The organism is Clostridium sp. (assembly GCF_050717535.1).
Lineage (GTDB): Bacteria > Bacillota > Clostridia > Clostridiales > Clostridiaceae > Clostridium_AD.
Window position 1 is genome coordinate 169,716 of record NZ_JBOITM010000028.1, and the last position, 17,727, is coordinate 187,442.

At 29.5% G+C, this 17,727-nt stretch carries 14 protein-coding genes; all 14 read left to right on the plus strand.

Annotated elements, in window-relative coordinates; genetic code table 11:
- Window positions 1-288: 288 nt before the first annotated feature.
- The 14 genes from miaB (at window position 289) to ACREVU_RS05710 (ending at window position 17,668) form a co-directional block, all read left to right on the plus strand.
- Window positions 289-1,614, plus strand: coding sequence for a tRNA (N6-isopentenyl adenosine(37)-C2)-methylthiotransferase MiaB (miaB, locus tag ACREVU_RS05645; RefSeq protein WP_431550636.1), 1,326 nt, complete (start codon window positions 289-291; stop codon window positions 1,612-1,614).
- 30 nt (window positions 1,615-1,644) lie between these two features.
- Window positions 1,645-4,344, plus strand: a complete 2,700-nt coding sequence (mutS, locus tag ACREVU_RS05650; RefSeq protein ID WP_431550637.1) for a DNA mismatch repair protein MutS — start codon at window positions 1,645-1,647, stop codon at window positions 4,342-4,344.
- A gap of 24 nt (window positions 4,345-4,368) precedes the next feature.
- Window positions 4,369-6,312, plus strand: coding sequence for a DNA mismatch repair endonuclease MutL (mutL, locus tag ACREVU_RS05655; RefSeq protein ID WP_431550638.1), 1,944 nt, complete (start codon window positions 4,369-4,371; stop codon window positions 6,310-6,312).
- A 14-nt stretch (window positions 6,313-6,326) separates the two neighbouring features.
- A complete protein-coding gene (gene miaA, locus ACREVU_RS05660) occupies window positions 6,327-7,265 on the plus strand; it encodes a tRNA (adenosine(37)-N6)-dimethylallyltransferase MiaA (RefSeq protein ID WP_431550639.1) in 939 nt (312 codons plus the stop codon).
- Window positions 7,266-7,346: 81 nt separating this feature from the next.
- Window positions 7,347-7,595, plus strand: coding sequence for an RNA chaperone Hfq (gene hfq / locus ACREVU_RS05665; protein WP_431550640.1), 249 nt, complete (start codon window positions 7,347-7,349; stop codon window positions 7,593-7,595).
- A gap of 174 nt (window positions 7,596-7,769) precedes the next feature.
- Complete coding sequence (locus tag ACREVU_RS05670) at window positions 7,770-7,922, plus strand: hypothetical protein (protein WP_431550641.1); 153 nt, start codon at window positions 7,770-7,772, stop codon at window positions 7,920-7,922.
- 133 nt (window positions 7,923-8,055) lie between these two features.
- Window positions 8,056-8,586, plus strand: a complete 531-nt coding sequence (sigY, locus tag ACREVU_RS05675; protein ID WP_431550642.1) for an RNA polymerase sigma factor SigY — start codon at window positions 8,056-8,058, stop codon at window positions 8,584-8,586.
- Window positions 8,587-8,994, plus strand: coding sequence for a hypothetical protein (locus ACREVU_RS05680; RefSeq protein ID WP_431550643.1), 408 nt, complete (start codon window positions 8,587-8,589; stop codon window positions 8,992-8,994).
- A complete protein-coding gene (locus tag ACREVU_RS05685) occupies window positions 8,994-9,206 on the plus strand; it encodes a sigmaY antisigma factor component (protein WP_431550644.1) in 213 nt (70 codons plus the stop codon). Before ACREVU_RS05680 ends, ACREVU_RS05685 begins: the two co-directional genes overlap by 1 nt.
- Before the next feature lie 740 nt (window positions 9,207-9,946).
- On the plus strand, window positions 9,947-10,975 hold the full coding sequence (locus tag ACREVU_RS05690) for a hypothetical protein (RefSeq protein ID WP_431550645.1): 1,029 nt from the start codon (window positions 9,947-9,949) through the stop codon (window positions 10,973-10,975).
- Between the two features lie 38 nt (window positions 10,976-11,013).
- The gene (locus ACREVU_RS05695; RefSeq protein WP_431550646.1) at window positions 11,014-12,186 is read left to right on the plus strand and encodes a hypothetical protein; all 1,173 of its coding nucleotides are present in this window, start codon (window positions 11,014-11,016) and stop codon (window positions 12,184-12,186) included.
- A gap of 10 nt (window positions 12,187-12,196) precedes the next feature.
- Window positions 12,197-14,884 (plus strand): GAP1-N2 domain-containing protein, encoded by a 2,688-nt coding sequence (locus tag ACREVU_RS05700; protein WP_431550647.1) that lies wholly within the window; start codon window positions 12,197-12,199, stop codon window positions 14,882-14,884.
- A 32-nt stretch (window positions 14,885-14,916) separates the two neighbouring features.
- A complete protein-coding gene (locus ACREVU_RS05705) occupies window positions 14,917-15,891 on the plus strand; it encodes a hypothetical protein (protein WP_431550648.1) in 975 nt (324 codons plus the stop codon).
- Between the two features lie 16 nt (window positions 15,892-15,907).
- Entirely contained in the window at window positions 15,908-17,668 is a 1,761-nt protein-coding gene (locus ACREVU_RS05710; protein ID WP_431550649.1) for a vWA domain-containing protein, read from the plus strand.
- The last annotated feature ends 59 nt before the right edge of the window (window positions 17,669-17,727 follow it).

Here is a 17,727-nt window from a genome sequence, read left to right on the forward strand (position 1 = left end):
ACTCCTTTTAGGTAGCTTACCCAAAAGATAAAAAATTAATGCAAATACTAAACAAGTGAAAAAATGTAAGAGATAAATAAAGAATAAAAAACCTATTTATTCATAAATTTCTTATTAATTACAATACAAAAGTAATTAATAATATTATAATCTAACTTGGATATATATTTCAAGATAATTAATTAAATGATAAAATATATTGAATTAGCAAAAATGACTTTAAAAAAACCTTTAAATTATATATAATAGACAGATGGTAATACTTTTTTTATAAAGGAGAATGCACTAATGAATGAAATACTTAAGTACTATATAGAAACATGGGGTTGTCAAATGAATGACGAGGATTCAGAAAAATTATCCGGTATGTTAATAAATATGGGATATAAGAAAACTGCGGATAAAGAAGCAGCTGACATAATTATTTTTAATACTTGTTGTGTTAGAGAGAATGCCGAGCAAAAGGCAGATGGAAATATAGGTGCTTTAAAGACTATGAAAAAGGAGAATCCAAACCTTATAATAGCAGTAACTGGATGTATGATGCAGCAAGAAGGTATGGCAAAACATATAATCACTAAGTTCCCATTTGTAGATATTATTATTGGAACACATAATACTTATAAGTTTCCGGAGTACTTAAGAAGAGTACAAGGCGGTGAAACACCAATTGTAGAAATTTGGGATAAGGAAGAAGATATCGTAGAAGGACTTCCAATAGATAGGGAAAGTAGTATAAAAGGATTTGTTACTATTATGTATGGGTGCAATAATTTTTGTACTTATTGTATAGTTCCTTATGTAAGAGGAAGAGAGAGAAGTAGAAATCCAGAAGATATTATAAGTGAAATAGAAGATATGATTGTGAAAGGTTACAAAGAAATAACTCTACTTGGTCAAAATGTTAATTCTTATGGCACGGGGCTAGAACCTAAAATAAATTTTGCACAGCTTCTTAGAAAAATTAACAAAATTGAGAATTTAGAGAGAGTAAGATTTATGACATCTCATCCCAAGGATTTAACCCAAGAGGTAATAGATGTTATTGCTGAATCAGATAAGCTCTGCGAACAAGTTCATTTGCCGGCGCAATCAGGTTCAAGTGCAGTTTTAAAAAAAATGAATAGACATTATGATAGGAAGCAATATATGGATTTAGTTAAAAGCATTAGAGAGGCAATACCCAATGTGGGGTTAAGTACAGATATTATAGTTGGGTTTCCAGGAGAAACGGATGAGGATTTTGAAGAGACCTTAAGTTTAATGGAAGAGGTAAAATATGATTCAGCATATATGTATCTTTATTCTAAAAGAAAAGGAACTCCTGCTGATGAAATGAGTGGCCAAATACCAGAGGATGTTAAGCATGAAAGATTTAATAGATTAATGGAAGTTGTTAATAGAAATTCTGCAGAAAAAAATAAAGAATACGTAGGAAAAATTGTAGAGGTGCTAGTTGAAGGTTATAGTAAAAATGATAAAAGTAAATTAACTGGTAGGACTAGAACTGGAAAATTAGTTAATTTTGAAGGTAATTATAAGGCTATTGGAGATCTAGTATCAGTTCAAATAACCGATGCACGCTCATTTTCACTTAATGGTGAAGAAATTTAAGGTGCAATGACAAGCAAGGGGGCAACACAATTGGCATTAACTCCAATGATGATACAATATTTTGAAATAAAAGAAACCTGTAAGGATTGTATAATGTTTTTTAGATTAGGGGACTTTTATGAAATGTTTTTTACAGATGCACAGGTTGCAGCAAAAGAATTAGAACTGGTCCTTACAGGACGTGACTGTGGACTGGAAAAAAAAGCACCTATGTGTGGGATTCCTCACCACGCAGCTAACGCCTATATAGGTAGGCTAATAGCAAAAGGATATAAGGTTGCTATATGTGAACAAGTAGAAGATCCAGCACTTGCAAAGGGCATAGTTAAAAGAGATATTATTAAAATAATTACGCCAGGTACTTATACTGATTCTGGGTTTTTAGAAGAAAGTAAAAACAATTATGTTATGAGCATTTACGTTGATAAAAAAGATGATTTTTGTGGATTGTGTTTTTGCGATGTATCAACTGGTGAATTTAGTTGCACAGACACTAGACTTAATCTTGTTAACATATTAGATGAAATATCAAAGTTTAGTCCAAAAGAAATTATAGTATCAGAAGATATATCTTTTGAGATGCTAGGCGCCATAAAAGAAAGATTTAATGTGTCTTATTCCTCTTACCCAAATGATTTTTTTATTATGAAAGATGATACACTATTAAAAAAACAGTTTCATAATTATTCGGAAATAATATTGTCGCAAACCTTACTTAGAAGTATAGCAGGACTTCTTAGTTATATTATAGACACACAAAAAAATTCGCTTTCTCACATAGATACTATAGAATATTATGATATTTTAGATTATGTAAGTTTAGATGCAAATTCTAGGAGAAACTTAGAGCTTACGGAAACTTTAAGGGATAAAACTAAGAAAGGTTCACTCCTTTGGGTATTAGATAGAACGAATACTGCTATGGGAGCTAGAAGACTTCGTAAATGGTTAGATCAACCTCTAATAAACAAAAGTTTAATAGAAGAAAGATTAGAGGCTGTAGAAGAACTGAAAAATAATATATCCGCTCACGAAGATTTAAAAGATGTGCTAACGGATATATATGATATAGAGAGACTTGTAGGAAAAATTTCTTCGAAAAATGTTAATGCGAAGGAATTAATATCTCTTAAAAATTCTATAGAAAAGATACCAAAGCTTAAATCCATTTTATCAGGGCTTAATAGTAAATTAATGAGAAAAATATATTTAGAATTAGATGACTTAAAAGATATATATGATACCTTAGATAAGTCTATTATCGAAAGCCCAGCTATTTCTATTAAAGAAGGAAATATTATTAAAGCAGGGCTAAATAGTGAAATAGATGAGCTAAGGCTAGCTAAGGCTCATGGCAAAGAGTGGATTGCTACATTAGAAAATGATGAGAAGAGTATAACTGGTATAAGATCTTTAAAAGTAGGATATAACAGGGTATTTGGTTATTATATAGAAATAACCAAAGCAAATATTGCGTTAATTCCTGAGGGAAGGTATATAAGAAAACAAACACTATCTAACGCAGAAAGATATATTACTCCTGAACTTAAGGAAATGGAAGAAAAGATTTTAGGAGCAGAAGAAAAATTAGTAAATATCGAATATGAGGTATTTACTGGCATAAGAGAAGATATTGAAAAGCATGTAGAAAGAATGAAAAATACTGCTAAGTTAATATCTGAAATTGATTGTTTGAGTTCCTTAAGTACAATAGCTATTGAAAATAATTATGTGAGGCCTGAAATAAATACAAAGGGCATTTTTAATATTAAAGGTGGTCGGCATCCTGTAGTTGAAAAAATGATGCCTTCTAATACTTTTATTGAAAATGACACATATATGGATACAATAGATAATCAACTATTATTAATAACTGGGCCTAATATGGCTGGTAAATCCACCTATATGCGCCAAGTGGCACTAATAACTATAATGGCTCAAATAGGAAGTTTTGTTCCTTGTACATCTTCAGATATATCTATCTGTGATAAGATTTTTACGAGAATAGGAGCTTCAGATGATCTTGCTGCTGGTAAAAGTACATTTATGGTTGAAATGTGGGAAGTATCTAATATATTACAAAATGCAACAAATAAAAGTCTAGTTTTACTTGATGAGGTAGGCAGAGGTACAAGTACTTATGATGGACTAAGTATTGCTTGGTCAGTAATTGAGTATATTTGCAAGAATCCTAATTTAAGGAGTAAAACCTTATTTGCCACCCATTATCATGAGTTAACAAAACTTGAGGGTATGATTGAGGGAGTTAAAAATTATTCAGTAGCTGTAAAAAAAATTCAAAATGAAATTGTATTTATAAGAAAAATTGTTCCAGGTGGAGCTGATAAATCTTATGGAATAGAGGTTGCAAAGCTGGCAGGTCTTCCAAAGGAAGTAATAAGCAGAGCTAATGAGATTTTAGAGGTACTAGAGAATTTCAATAATACAACAGAAATTGACTTAATACACGAGCAAACTTCAAAGAAGAATCAATCAAATAAAATTAATGATAAAAGTGCTAAGAAGGATAATGGTAATGATGCTATAAAAGAGGTAGCTGTAACTTATGAACCTAAAATAGTTAAAGATGAAGCTGTTCAAATTAGTTTTACGGACATAGAAAAGGATAATCTTTTAAAGGAAATTAAAGATATAAATATCCTTAATCTTACACCTATGGACGGGTTTAATAAATTATATGATCTAGTTAAAAGAGCAAAGTTGCTATAAAAATAGCAAAGGATGTGATTTATTATGAGAATTAACATATTAGAAGTTGAAACTTCCAATAAAATTGCTGCAGGTGAGGTGGTTGAAAGACCCTCATCAGTAGTAAAGGAGTTAGTGGAAAATAGCATAGATGCAGGTGCTAAAAATATTATTGTGGAAATTTTTGATGGTGGTCAGACAAATATAAAAGTAATTGATGATGGCTGTGGAATACATATAGATGATATAGAAAAGGCTTTTTTGCCACATGCTACCAGTAAAATAAAATATGTTGAGGATATCTATAATATACACACCCTAGGATTTAGAGGAGAAGCGCTGCCAAGTATTGCTTCTGTATCTCGGACGCTATTAAGTAGTAGAACTAAAGAGTCTTCTTCAGGTAAAGAAATATCTCAAAGTGCAGGGGACGTACTTTATGTAAAAGAAATAGGATGTAATATAGGTACAACTATAGAAGTTAAGGATTTGTTTTTTAATGTTCCCGCAAGACAAAAATTTTTAAAATCACCCCAAAGAGAGGCAGCCTTAATATCAGATATTGTGGGCAGGCTTGCATTAGCTAACAATGATATATCTTTTAAACTAATGAGTAATGAAAAAAAAGTCCTATCAACATATAGCTCCACAAATCTTTGTGATACCATTAGATATATATATGGTAAAGAGGTTGTAGAGAATATTACAGGTTTTGAAAAATTGGGCGATATAATGTCTGTTCATGGATACGTTGGTAATGCAGTAATAAGTAGAGGAAGTAGAAATAGGCAAAGTATTTTTGTTAATAAAAGATATGTTAAAAGTAGTCTAATTACTGCAGCAGTAGAAAATGCATTTAAATCTTTTTTGACTATTAATAAATTTCCTTTTTTTGTAATATATTTAGACATTTTTCCTGAATATATAGATGTAAATGTTCACCCACAAAAAACTGAAATTAAGTTTCAAGAGGATAAAGATGTATTTAAGTTTGTTTTTGGTGCAGTTCACACAGCGATTGGTGACAGTTTAAGAGAAAATTTCACTGTAGAGGAAGAAAAAGAAAATAATGAAAATTACAGTGGTGAAGAAGTTGAAAAAAATACTTTAAAAAAAGATATTTATGATTTTAATAGAATAGTCGTAGATGAAAAAGTAAAAAAAGAGTTAGAGAAAAGTGTTCAAATTCCATTAGATTTCAATTATAAGAGATTAAACAGTGAAACAGATAATTCTATGAAATTGCGGTATACAAATTCTAATGGACCAATAGTTACAAGAGGTCCACAGGGCGAATCTACTAATGAATTCGCATATGGAAATTCAATTGAAAATATTAGAGAGAGTAATGGCAACAATTATGATGTGGGTAAAGAAATATCTGCAGATGGGATTTATAAAATTTCTAAGTTTCCTGAAATAAGAATTATAGGTCAATTTAACAAAACCTATGTTTTAGGTGAAGCATATAATGAGCTTTACCTAATTGACCAACATGCAGCTCATGAAAAAATACTGTTTGAAAAGTATAGAAGTGAGATTATAAAGTCAGAGGTGTTATCCCAAATTTTACTTACACCAACTGTAATTGAACTTAGTCATGAAGATTACGCGTACTATAATGAAAATGAAGCTGTATTTAAAAATTCTGGGTTTGATATTATTGAATTTGGAGAAAATACAATAAGTATAAGGGAAGTTCCCATAATACTAGGTAAACCGGATATTAAAAATCTCTTCAATGAGATATTAGATAATTTGAAAAATATGGGCACAGGAAAAACTGAAGAAATTAAATATACTCGAATAGCCACAATGGCATGTAAAGCAGCTGTAAAAGCAAATAATCAACTTTCAGAACTAGAAATGAATAAATTAATTAATGATTTAAGATATATAGATGAACCTTTTACTTGTCCACATGGAAGACCCACAATAATAAAAATTACACTAAATGAGTTAGAAAAAAGATTTAAAAGAATACAATAGAAAAAGGTGAAAATATGAAAGATTTATTTATTTTAGCAGGTCCCACAGCTATAGGTAAAACAGAAATCTCTATAAAATTGGCACAAAAATTAAATGGTGAGATTATATCAGCGGATTCAATGCAAATATACAAATCTATGGATGTTGGCTCTGCTAAAATTTCATTCGATGAGATGAGGGGAGTACCTCATCATCTAATAGATATAATAGGGCCCAGTGAAAATTTTAGTGTGACTGACTTTAAAGAAAGAGCTGAAAGTGCAATTGAAGAAATAACTAATAAAAGTAAACTACCAATGATAATTGGTGGAACTGGGTTTTATATAAATTCACTAATATATAACTATAGTTTTGCACATACCCATAAAGATGAGAAGTATAGAGATTATCTTACAAAGCTTGCCCAGATGCAGGGAAAAGAACATGTACATAGCTTACTTAAGGATATTGATGAACAGTCCTACAATAAATTATATCCTAATGATTTAAAAAGAGTTATTAGAGCTTTAGAAGTATATAAAGTTAGTGGTAAACCTATGAGTGATTTTGCATCGCAGCAAAATGTCTTAGATATTCCTTATAATGTACACTATTTTGTGCTAAATATGGACAGACAAAAATTATATGCAAGGATTAATTCTCGGGTAGATATAATGATGAAGAAAAATTTAATCAATGAAGTTATAAAATTAAAAGAAATGGGCTATAATGCAGATATGCAATCAATGAAGGGTATAGGTTATAAAGAAATACTTTACTATTTAAACCATGAAATATCCTTAAATGAGGCTATAGAAATGATCAAACAAGGAAGTAGAAATTATGCCAAAAGACAGCTTACTTGGTTTAGAAAAGATCCAAGAGTAAATTGGATTAATAAAGATGATTTCAAAAGTGATGATGAAATTGTAGAATATATTGCCAGTCAGTTATATTCTATGAGAAAATTATAATTTACTATATTTGATAAAATTAAAAGGATTTTCAGGATATTTATAGAATATTCTAAAAATACATATTGTGGAGGTGAATCTATGAATAAATCTACGAATAATTTACAGGATATAGTCTTGAACGGAGCAAGGAAAAATAAAATTCCAGTTACCTTATATTTGACAAATGGTTTTCAACTGAAAGGAAATGTAACTGGGTTTGATAGTTTTACGGTGATTTTAAATTGTGATGGAAAACAAATGATGATATATAAACATGCGATTTCTACCATAACTCCATTAAAACCAATAGCATTTAATGACATTTCAGAAGAAAGTCCACTGCCTTAATAAGTGGGAATATAAAGATTAAGCCATAAGAGATAATGCACCCTTGAATTTTCAAGGGTGCATTATCTTATGTTTTCAGTTAATAACAATGAAAACTATTTGCAATTTATGATATATCAAATAATTTCAAATTATGGTATAATAAGTTAAAAAAGATTTGGTAGGGGGAAGCAAATGAAATTACTTTGCAAATGTGGTAATGTTGAAGATATAATTACAGATAAGTTGATTGAAAGATATGAATTTAAAATTATTGATGATGGTACTTTAATTTTAGTCTGTAAGAAGTGTAAGGAAGTAGTATTTATAAAATTAAAGAATAGTTAGTGAAGCTCTGGGGGCAATCTCAGGGCTTTATTTTTGGAAAACAGTAAAATAAATTAATATTTATAAATTATAATAAACATAGTGAACTTTTTAGTGAAAGTTTCCGTTATAGGATTGCTAGGGGTGATTATCATTGGATGAACTAGAGCTTATTAATAAAGCTAAAGATGGAAATAAAAGCGCATTAAATTCGCTTTTAGTAGACAATATTAATATTTTAAAAGGCTATACTATTAAAATGGTAGGAGATCCACATTTAGCACAAGATATTATACAGGATGCGCTACTTAAAGCCGTTCTAAATATAAATAAATTTGAGCCTAGAGCAAAATTTTCTACTTGGTTAATAAAAATAGCCACTAATGTTTACCGGGATTATTTAAGAAAGAATAAATCATATGAGTTAATAGAGGAAGGTTTAGTTGATAAGGGTAAACAAGTAGAGGATATTGTAATATCAAATTATGAACATCAAGAAATAATAAAAATAATTTTAAAGTTATCTTATGACAAGAGGGCTGTATTTATTTTAAAACATTATTACGGATACAAATATGAGGAAATATCAGAAATTATGGGCTGTCCCCTTGGAACCGTTAGGTCAAGGCTCCATAATGCAGTAAAATATATAATAAGTGAAATTGATAGAAAGGAGATTATATAAGTGATGGATGCTGATAAAATTAAAAACTCTATAATTGATGAATTTTATAATGAATCACAGGAAAAAGATGGTAAAAATTCAGTGCATAATGAGGGCGATTTAGAATTTAAAAGTAAGCTAAATGTAACAGCTAAGAAAATGAATGTGCTGAATGATGATATATTTGATTTTGACATAGATACCTTGAGTATAATAGAGCAAGGGGAGTATATAAGAGAAAATAGAAAGAATAAAAAAGAATTCATTATGTTTATATTGTCCTCCATTATAATTCTTGCTTTATGTACCATAGCTATTCTTAAAATGGGTCCTAAGATACTTATTATTTCACAGATTCTTATAGTTACACTAGTCCCTTGGATAATAATACCTGTAATAGCAATTAAAAAAAGGGGAAGTGAAGTTTAGTGGATTCATCAAATAATTCATTGATTATAGTATTAGCCATAGCCATTCCTATAGTATTAATTCAAGGAACTTGGGTATTTTATGACGCAAGACGACGGAAAGAAAAATATTATTGGCTTTGGGGGATTTTTGCACTGTTGAATACACCTGGTAATCTACTGATTTATCTATTAGTAACACGAGTAATATTAAAGAATAAAAATAAAAATTAGCTGCTAAAAATAGTGGGAAATTTATTTACACTAGAAAATTATTCTTATACTATAGCATTTTCAATTTTGTGTTGCATATTATTTATAATAGCGACTATTTTTAAGATGAATAAGGTTGAGGTAATATAAATAGAAATTTCAAACAAAGCACAAACAAGGTTTATTTAATCATGGCTCTATAAAATATTGACAATAATGTAAATATTACTTATAATATTTATATAGCACCTGGTTAATCTAAAGTAGAGCAAAGAAAATACCTATTAATAATTGTTATGTTACCTAAAAGAAAAGGGATATCAAAACAAGGGGGTATATATTATGCCAGATAAGGGTAAAAGTAAAGGGACTACAACTAAGAATACTGGTAAAAAAGGTGAGAAAAAAGAACAAAAAAACAAAGGACCTAAAAAGTAATAAAAATTCCTGAGCTCAAAAAGTTCAGGAATTTTTTATTTTTTAGTAGTGAAATACGAGTGGAATTATCTAAGGTTTCTTAATTAAAACGATGAAATATTAAAATTTTCAATAAATTTACAAAGTATATGATAAAAATGGTTGTAATAAATCAATTTTCAAACCATAATTAAAAAAGAGAGTTAGTATAATATACGTTAATGAGGGATTTATGCTAAATCAAGTAAAAATCTAATAAATCAGAGGATATTGTAATTTACTGTAGAATATATTTAAGTGATAAGTTTTAGTACAGGCATATAAAGGAGTTGGATCTAATAGGCATGAGAATCAAGCATACAGAAATTAATGATTTAGTTGAGGAGATAGAGATAATTCTTTCTATCAAAGATGAAATATCAGATGAAGAAATAAATAACTTTGTAGACTCTTTTACTTCACTAACTGAAAGTGAAGTAAGAGAGAAAATTGCAGAAATAACTGATGATGATGAATATTTAATAGATGAAGTAAAGATAGAAGAGCAGTTGGATGAAAAACAAATAAATATACAAAATAAGGCCTCAGAAGAAACTGAAATAACTGAAATTGAAACAATAATCGAACACAGCCAAATAAAAAAAGAACAACAAGTAGAACAAATTAGTATGTATAAAATTGAAGAAAGTAAGGAAAAATCAAAACCAACAGTAGAAGCATTAAATGCCCTGCTAACGGATATAGTTGCCATAGCAGGTGAAGTTAAACATAACCAATTATTCTTGCAATGGCAGTGGCCAGAAAAAGCAAATAGGGTTAAGGTAGTTTATAGAGGCGATAGTTTTTCTAAAAGTGCCGAGGACTCATCAGCAATTGCTAGTGTAATAAAAAGAGAAAAAGATGAAGTAGCAGGAATATTTGTTATTGACAAGATAGTAGAAGGAAACTATTATTTTACTATTTATGTTATGACAGAAATAAACGGACAGTCTTTTTATTCAACAGGAAAACGAAGACTTATGGTGAATAGAATGCCTATTGAAATATATTATGATTTGAAGATTAAAAGAAGCTTACTTGGCAAGCTTAAATCAGCAGAAATTATTTTTAGTATGGATGGAGACGATGAAATTAAATTACCAGCTATTACAGCTATAGGTAAAAGAGGCAATATGCCAATTCAAAAATCAGATGGCGATGATATGTGTACTTTTAATGGGGTAGTAATAACTAAAAATAAGCTTTCTGTTTTTGATTTTCCTATAGAGGCCATACAAAACAATATGTACATAAAGCTCTTTGTTATGAATGATAAAGAAAGTGCAAGGTATAGGATAATATCTCCAGCTAGAGAAAAACTGTATTTTAAATAAGTATTATCTAATGAAAGAACCGTCAGGAGGAATGAAATATGAATTTGATAAAAAAATCTACTTATATATGTCCATTTTGTTTTACGGAACATAAATTAAATGAAGTGAGTTTTATATGTAAAAATGAACCAAATAAATGTGAAAATGTTAAAAAAGGAATTGTAATGCCGCCAGTTATTAATGGTAAAAAGAATATAATGCCTAAGGATATGTTCTGTGATTCTTGTGGGGAGAAAACAAATGTGAAGGTTTGTCCTACATGTAATGCAGAACTTCCCTACACTATAGGTGAATATAAAGATCTGATTTTTGCAGTAATAGGTGCTAAAGAAGCAGGCAAGAGTCATTATATTGCAGTGCTTATAGATAAAATAATGAATGAGATTGGTGCTGCATTTAATTGCAGTCTACAAGCTATTAATGATGCTACAATAACAAGATATCGTAATGATTTTTATTATCCCGTATTCAGGAACAAAGAAATAATAAGAGTTACGCATTCAGCGAAAACAGATGCTTCAGTTACTCAGCCACTTATATATACTTTATCTTTTAGAGAGACAAGCATCCTTGGTGGTCTTTTGATAAGTAAGAGAATAAGTAATGTGGTAACTATAGCTTTTTTTGATACTGCAGGAGAGGATTTGAATGAAGAGGACACCATGAAGTCTGTAAATAAATACATATATAATTCTTCTGGTATTATCTTTTTGCTAGACCCACTTCAACTTACTAATGTACGAAATTCTCTTCCAGAGGGAACAAAGTTGCCAGAACAAAATACTGAAATTGAGGATTTGCTTTCAAGAACAGCTAATCTTATAAGACGGGCAAAGGATAAAAAAATGACTCAACTTATAGATATACCAGTGGCTGTGGCATTTTCAAAAATGGATGCAGTGGAATGTTTACTTGATCCATCTAGTTGTATTAATTACCCTAGCAAACATATAGGTGCAGGTAAATTCCACATTGCAGATTTTGAGGATGTAAATGGGTCAATGGAATCGCTTATAAGAAGTTGGGGTGGAGAAAATTTTGCCAATCAGCTTAGTTCAAATTTTAAGGATTATGCTTATTTTGGAATAACTGCTTTAGGTTGTAGTCCCAGCAGTAATCATATTGTGAATTTAAGACCTAATAGGGTTGAAGATCCATTTTTATGGTTGCTTTGGAAACATAAACTCATAAAATCAGAGAAGAGAAAGTGAGGATAAAGGCATGAAAATACAGCAATTGTATTATACATCATGTAGAAAAGGCCTTTCCTCTGGAATGGGATTTCAAACCTGCTCTATATCTGATGGAATTACAGACTCTGAAAGGAAAGAAATAGAGAGCTACTGTGTGTATGTACCTCCTAGTAATCTTCCTAGTCAACCAACTAAAGATGAAATAGATAAATTATTTCCAATAGCTTTTTCTTATTTTATTCTTGAAAATGGAAAACAAGTAGTATGTCAAGCAAAATATACAGGAAAAGACTATAGTGGACGATTTGGAAATTATTTCTGCCATGTTTTATTATTTGAAAAGGGAGAACTACCATTTCATCCTATACAGATATATGGATCGGAGGTTTTTAAAAATCAGTTAACCCAAAGGGAAGAAAATGAGACGCAAATTAAGTCTTTGGAAGTTTTACAACAGATAACTTTAGGAAAAGCTATAACATTAGAAAGTGTTTTGCAATTTTTAAAAGGCATTTCTATTACAAAAAGGAGCGAGAGCTTTAAAAATATGATGAATGCAGTTATTGAGTATAACAAGGAGCAGAAGAAAATTATTTTTTGTGATAACAATGAAAATAATGTTTACTGGATAGCGGCTGTGCAATTGTGTCTTCCTTTAAAATTTTCTCAAGCATTAACTTTTACTACTTATAGCAATGATTGTGAAAATTCAAATTATATTATCTGTGGTACATCAGGAGAAGGAACTAAAGTCAATTTTAAAGATTGCAATAATATTTATAAATATAATGCATTTGATTTCATAAATGGATATAGTAGTGATTTAAATCATGACTTCAAATTTTCTAAATTAGCACAGGTGGGTCTTTTAATATCAAAAGATACTTTACTACCATTTATAGATTTTATAGCTAAATTTGAATACGATGTCTTAGATGATCAAATTGATGATTGCCTGTATCTTTATAATATGACTAAAAGAGGCATTTCTAAAATAGATACAGAAAGTATAATAAAGGGAATAAACTTTATTAATAACTATGGCTCTATGGAGTCTTTTCAGGAGGTTTTCAAGCAAATTGAGCCTGTGCTTAAGAAGATAAGTGGAGAGGTAGATATACATAGCGCAGAGGTTATTTCAAAATTTTTATTTAATATAGCCCTGAAAACAAAAAACGAAATTTACATAAAGACTGCTTTTGAATTTTTCTTTGATGCTCTTTATTTTATGGTGGTAGATAGAGAAAATATTAAGTTAGAAGAAATTATAGAATTACACGATAAGATAAGAGTTTTAAATAGCAATAAGATAGATGAGTTTATAAGATATTCCTTTGATCTTTATAGAATGGATGATTTGTATATATATATGGAAGGTGCAAAGGCAAGGCATGCTCAGTTTTATTTATACACACTATTCGGAAATTTTATTTTCCATAGCTATAGGGTAGGCACTACTACAAGCTGGGAAAGTATAATTAAAAATACTGCATTAGTGAAATTTATTTATAGATGTATTGAAATTTTAAGCTTAAGCAAAGATGAAATGAAATTTATAACTAAATCTATTTATAAGAATGAAGAGTATTTTTCCAATTTTATGGTTATGTGCTATAAAAGTGCGGTAGTAAGTGGGGATAATAGGAAAAAAAGAATGGTTGCACAACTTTTAAAGGAAGCAATACAAGAGAATGATGAAGAGTGGACTTTGAAAACTAGGGATATTTTGAATGTTATAGATGGCGGTGAAGAACTACTATTTAGATATTTTGTTTATGAACTCAACTTTGCTGGAGATAAGAGTGAATACTTTTGGGCTTATTGTGACTCTGTTTTTAATAAAATACCAAGATATAAACAAAAGTATTTTTCGGAGGCTGCCTCGGAATTACTGAATAGTTTAGAAAATAGTGAAGAGAATTCAAGTGAAAACACTAAAATTCTTAAATATACATTAAACAACCGTTTGAAAAATAATATAGACGTATCTTTATTATATTGTTTAATCGACAATTTTGAAAAGCAATTAGAGGCAACTTATCCGAAAGAAGAAATTGCAATAATTATTTCAGAAATAATATATCTTAAAAAATCAAGGGAGATTACGACAGAGCCTAATGTAACAGAACTTGTTTATTTCGGAATGAAGCTTCAGCAGGGAATTAATGTAATAAAAACAGTATGTGAAAAAGATAAATTAAATTTTGAATATATGGATAGGAATACATACAAAAGATATTTACAGTGGTATTTATATAACATTTATATAAATGGTGTAGATGAAAAGTTAAAAGTAGATTATAAAAAAGTTACTGATTCTATCTGTGTACATGTGTATGAAGAAACATATTATGAAACACTATTAAAAACCTTGGAGGAAATATTAAATGAAGAGAAAATTTATAAAAGGTTTTTAAAGGAAAATAAATTAGATGGATATGAAGTGTTTTTGGATTTTGTAATCTATATTTTCAAGAATACGGAGTTTTTTTCAAAGGATATAATGGAATATATTACCAATAAAATAATTTATACTTTAAGTAATAGTTCCATGCGTGAAATGAAAAAATATGAAAATTATATGGGCGACGAGATTAGTACAGCGAGAAATAAATCAATGATAAGTAAGCCCTGGAAGAGTATATGCAAGGTAGTTCATGGAAACAGAGAAATTTCTGTAATTCAACGAGGAATAAATAAGTTAATTCGTAAATAGGAAAAATACTGATATAATGGGGAGGAATGGTATTGGGCATTTTTAATAATATAATGAGATTTATTTATAAAGTAATAGTATATCCTGTTAAGTTTATTTTGTTTGAGATTATATATTTTATAGAGAAAAACTTGATTAATAGGAATATGTCAGATATATGTGAAGAATGTTATGAAAAAGTAACATTTCCTTATTATGTTTGTCCAAATTGCAATAGCCGGTATCCTGCTCTTATGCCTACATTTAAGCATATTTTTTATTTTAAGTGCAGTTGTGGTAATAAATTGCCCCTAACTGCATTAAGTGGAAAAAGTGAATTGAAGACCTTTTGTAGAAAGTGCAAAAGTGAAGTGGCAATGAATAAAGTGAAAAAAATATGCATACCAATAATTGGAACTAATTCATCGTTAAAAACAAATTTCATAAATAATATACTCAATAATATAGAGTTGAAATTTGATAAGCCACCTTTTAAAGCCTATTTATCTATATCAAAAACTCAAAGCTTTTTTTTAGGGAAAAGCGAAACTAAACCTTCTAGAAAAATTTATATTTTTGATATAAATGAGAAAGATTTAGTATTAAGTGATAAGTTAAGGAAGTATAGATATTTCAATTATTATGATGGAATAGTATTTATATTTAATGGTGAAGAAGTTACAAATATATATGGAGATAGGGATAATGAATTGGATTTAAATGACATATTTGATATATTCATTTTAAATCTTCAGAAGAATTATGGACTTAAGCCTGGGGAAATAATTAATAAGGCGGTAGCAATTATAATTGATAATCCTATTCCCACTATGAACAAATGGAATAAGTATATTGAAGAAAAATTTAATGCTAAAATTAAAAATAGTTTCAGTAATTATAGATTTTTTCTAATAGATAGTTCTAATTTGACAAAACAAGAAGATAATAAGGACAAGTATTACGAAGTAGGAGTGGTTCAATGGATTTTAGGTCAAGTAGACAATAAAATATTGCGGTACACGGAGTAAAAAGGAGTAGATCTAAATGAGGCATAATAAAAAAAATAATAGATTATTAGTATTTATGATAGTGATAACACTGCAAATATCCTGCACTCTAAGTGTTTTTGCAAAGACGGGTGTTGGAGTTTCAAATTTAGATGTGATTTTCGTTTTAGATGCCAGTGGGTCAATGAAAACTAGTGATCCTCAGGAAATCAGAATAGAAGCTATTAAAATGTTTTTAGATATGTGCGGGGTGGCAGGAAACAAAGTGGGTCTTGTGGCTTATTCTGATAATATTATTAGGGTACATAATCTAGATACTATGAATTCAGCGGGTGATAAAGATAGTGTAAAGAGAATGACAACGTCCATACCTTTTGGACAAAAGACGGATACAGGCATGGGTATAAAAGAAGCTGTAAAACTTATGGAGAGCGGACATGAAATCAAAAATAAGCCTATTATTATTCTTTTATCAGATGGTAAAAATGATCCACAAAGAAGTATGACTGAGTCTTTAAAGGATTTAAATGATGCAATAAATACCGCTAAAAGTAAACAGTATCCTATATATACTATAGGCCTAAACTATGATGGTACTGTAGACAAGTCACAACTCGAAAGTATATCAAGTAAAACCAAGGGTAAAACTTACATAACTAATAAAGCAGAAGAACTTACAAAGATATTAACTGATATTTATGCGGATAATTCAAAAATAAATATTCAGAATGCTGGAAGTATTAGCGCAAATGGTAAATTTCAAGAGGTAGCATTAAAAATTCCTAATGCTAATGTACTAGAAGCTAATATATCTTTACTTTCTAATAAGCCGATCGAAGTAAAGCTAGTAAATCCAAAGGGGCAAGAGGTAACTATTCCTTCTAAGGATATAATTTTTACTTCTTCTAAAAAGTATTCTATGTTAAAAATCTTAAAGCCAGTGCAAGGTGATTGGATTATCAAAGTTAAGGGAATTAGTGGAGATAAAATAAATATAAGCTATATTTTTAACTATGATATTGAGCTAGCGGCTAAATTTAATCCAGTTGCTCCAAAATCTGGAGAGGTAATGAAAATAGAGGCTAATTTTTTAAGCAATGGACAAGTTATTGATGACGATGAGCTTTATAAAGACATGAAAGCAAAACTTATAGTTAAAAATATAAAAAATGGAGATGTTAAAGAAATTCAGCTTGCAAACACCAATAATTTATTTAGTGGAAAATATACTATGGCTGATAATGAAAAATATGAGGTTAAGGTAAGGGTTGATGGAAAGAGTTTTTATAGGGAAACAACGCCTATAACAATTGGAGGAGGAAATACAGTAAAATCTTCTACTAATGCTAAAACCAAGGAAAGCGATAGTAAAAAGAATATAGTGGATATTATTTTTGCAGTATTGGCTACCATTGTTTTAATTTTGCTAGTAATAACATGGGTACTGAAAAAGAGAAATAAAGCGGCAGGCTTTGGACGAGTGATGTTGCAGATTAGAGATGAAAACAATAGTGAAGTATTACCTCCACAGCATAGAAGTTTGCATACTTATAGTGGAAAATTTAGTCTTTATGATGTATTGGGACTTAAAGAGGAATTTTCAGAAGTACGGGATCTTAAATTTTATTTTAAGGCTGATGATAGCATTGAGATAGTAAACAATTCCCAGTGCAGTATTCAAAAATCTGGTAGAGCTTTATCAAAGGATATTAAAACAAAGTTATATAATGGTGAAAGAATTGTAGTTCTTTTAAATAAATCATCTAAAAGCATAATTGTGGAGTTTTATAGTAACTAATTTTTGGAAAACTGAGAATTCAAAGCTTTGAACTTAAAATTGAAAGTGAGGGAAATTAA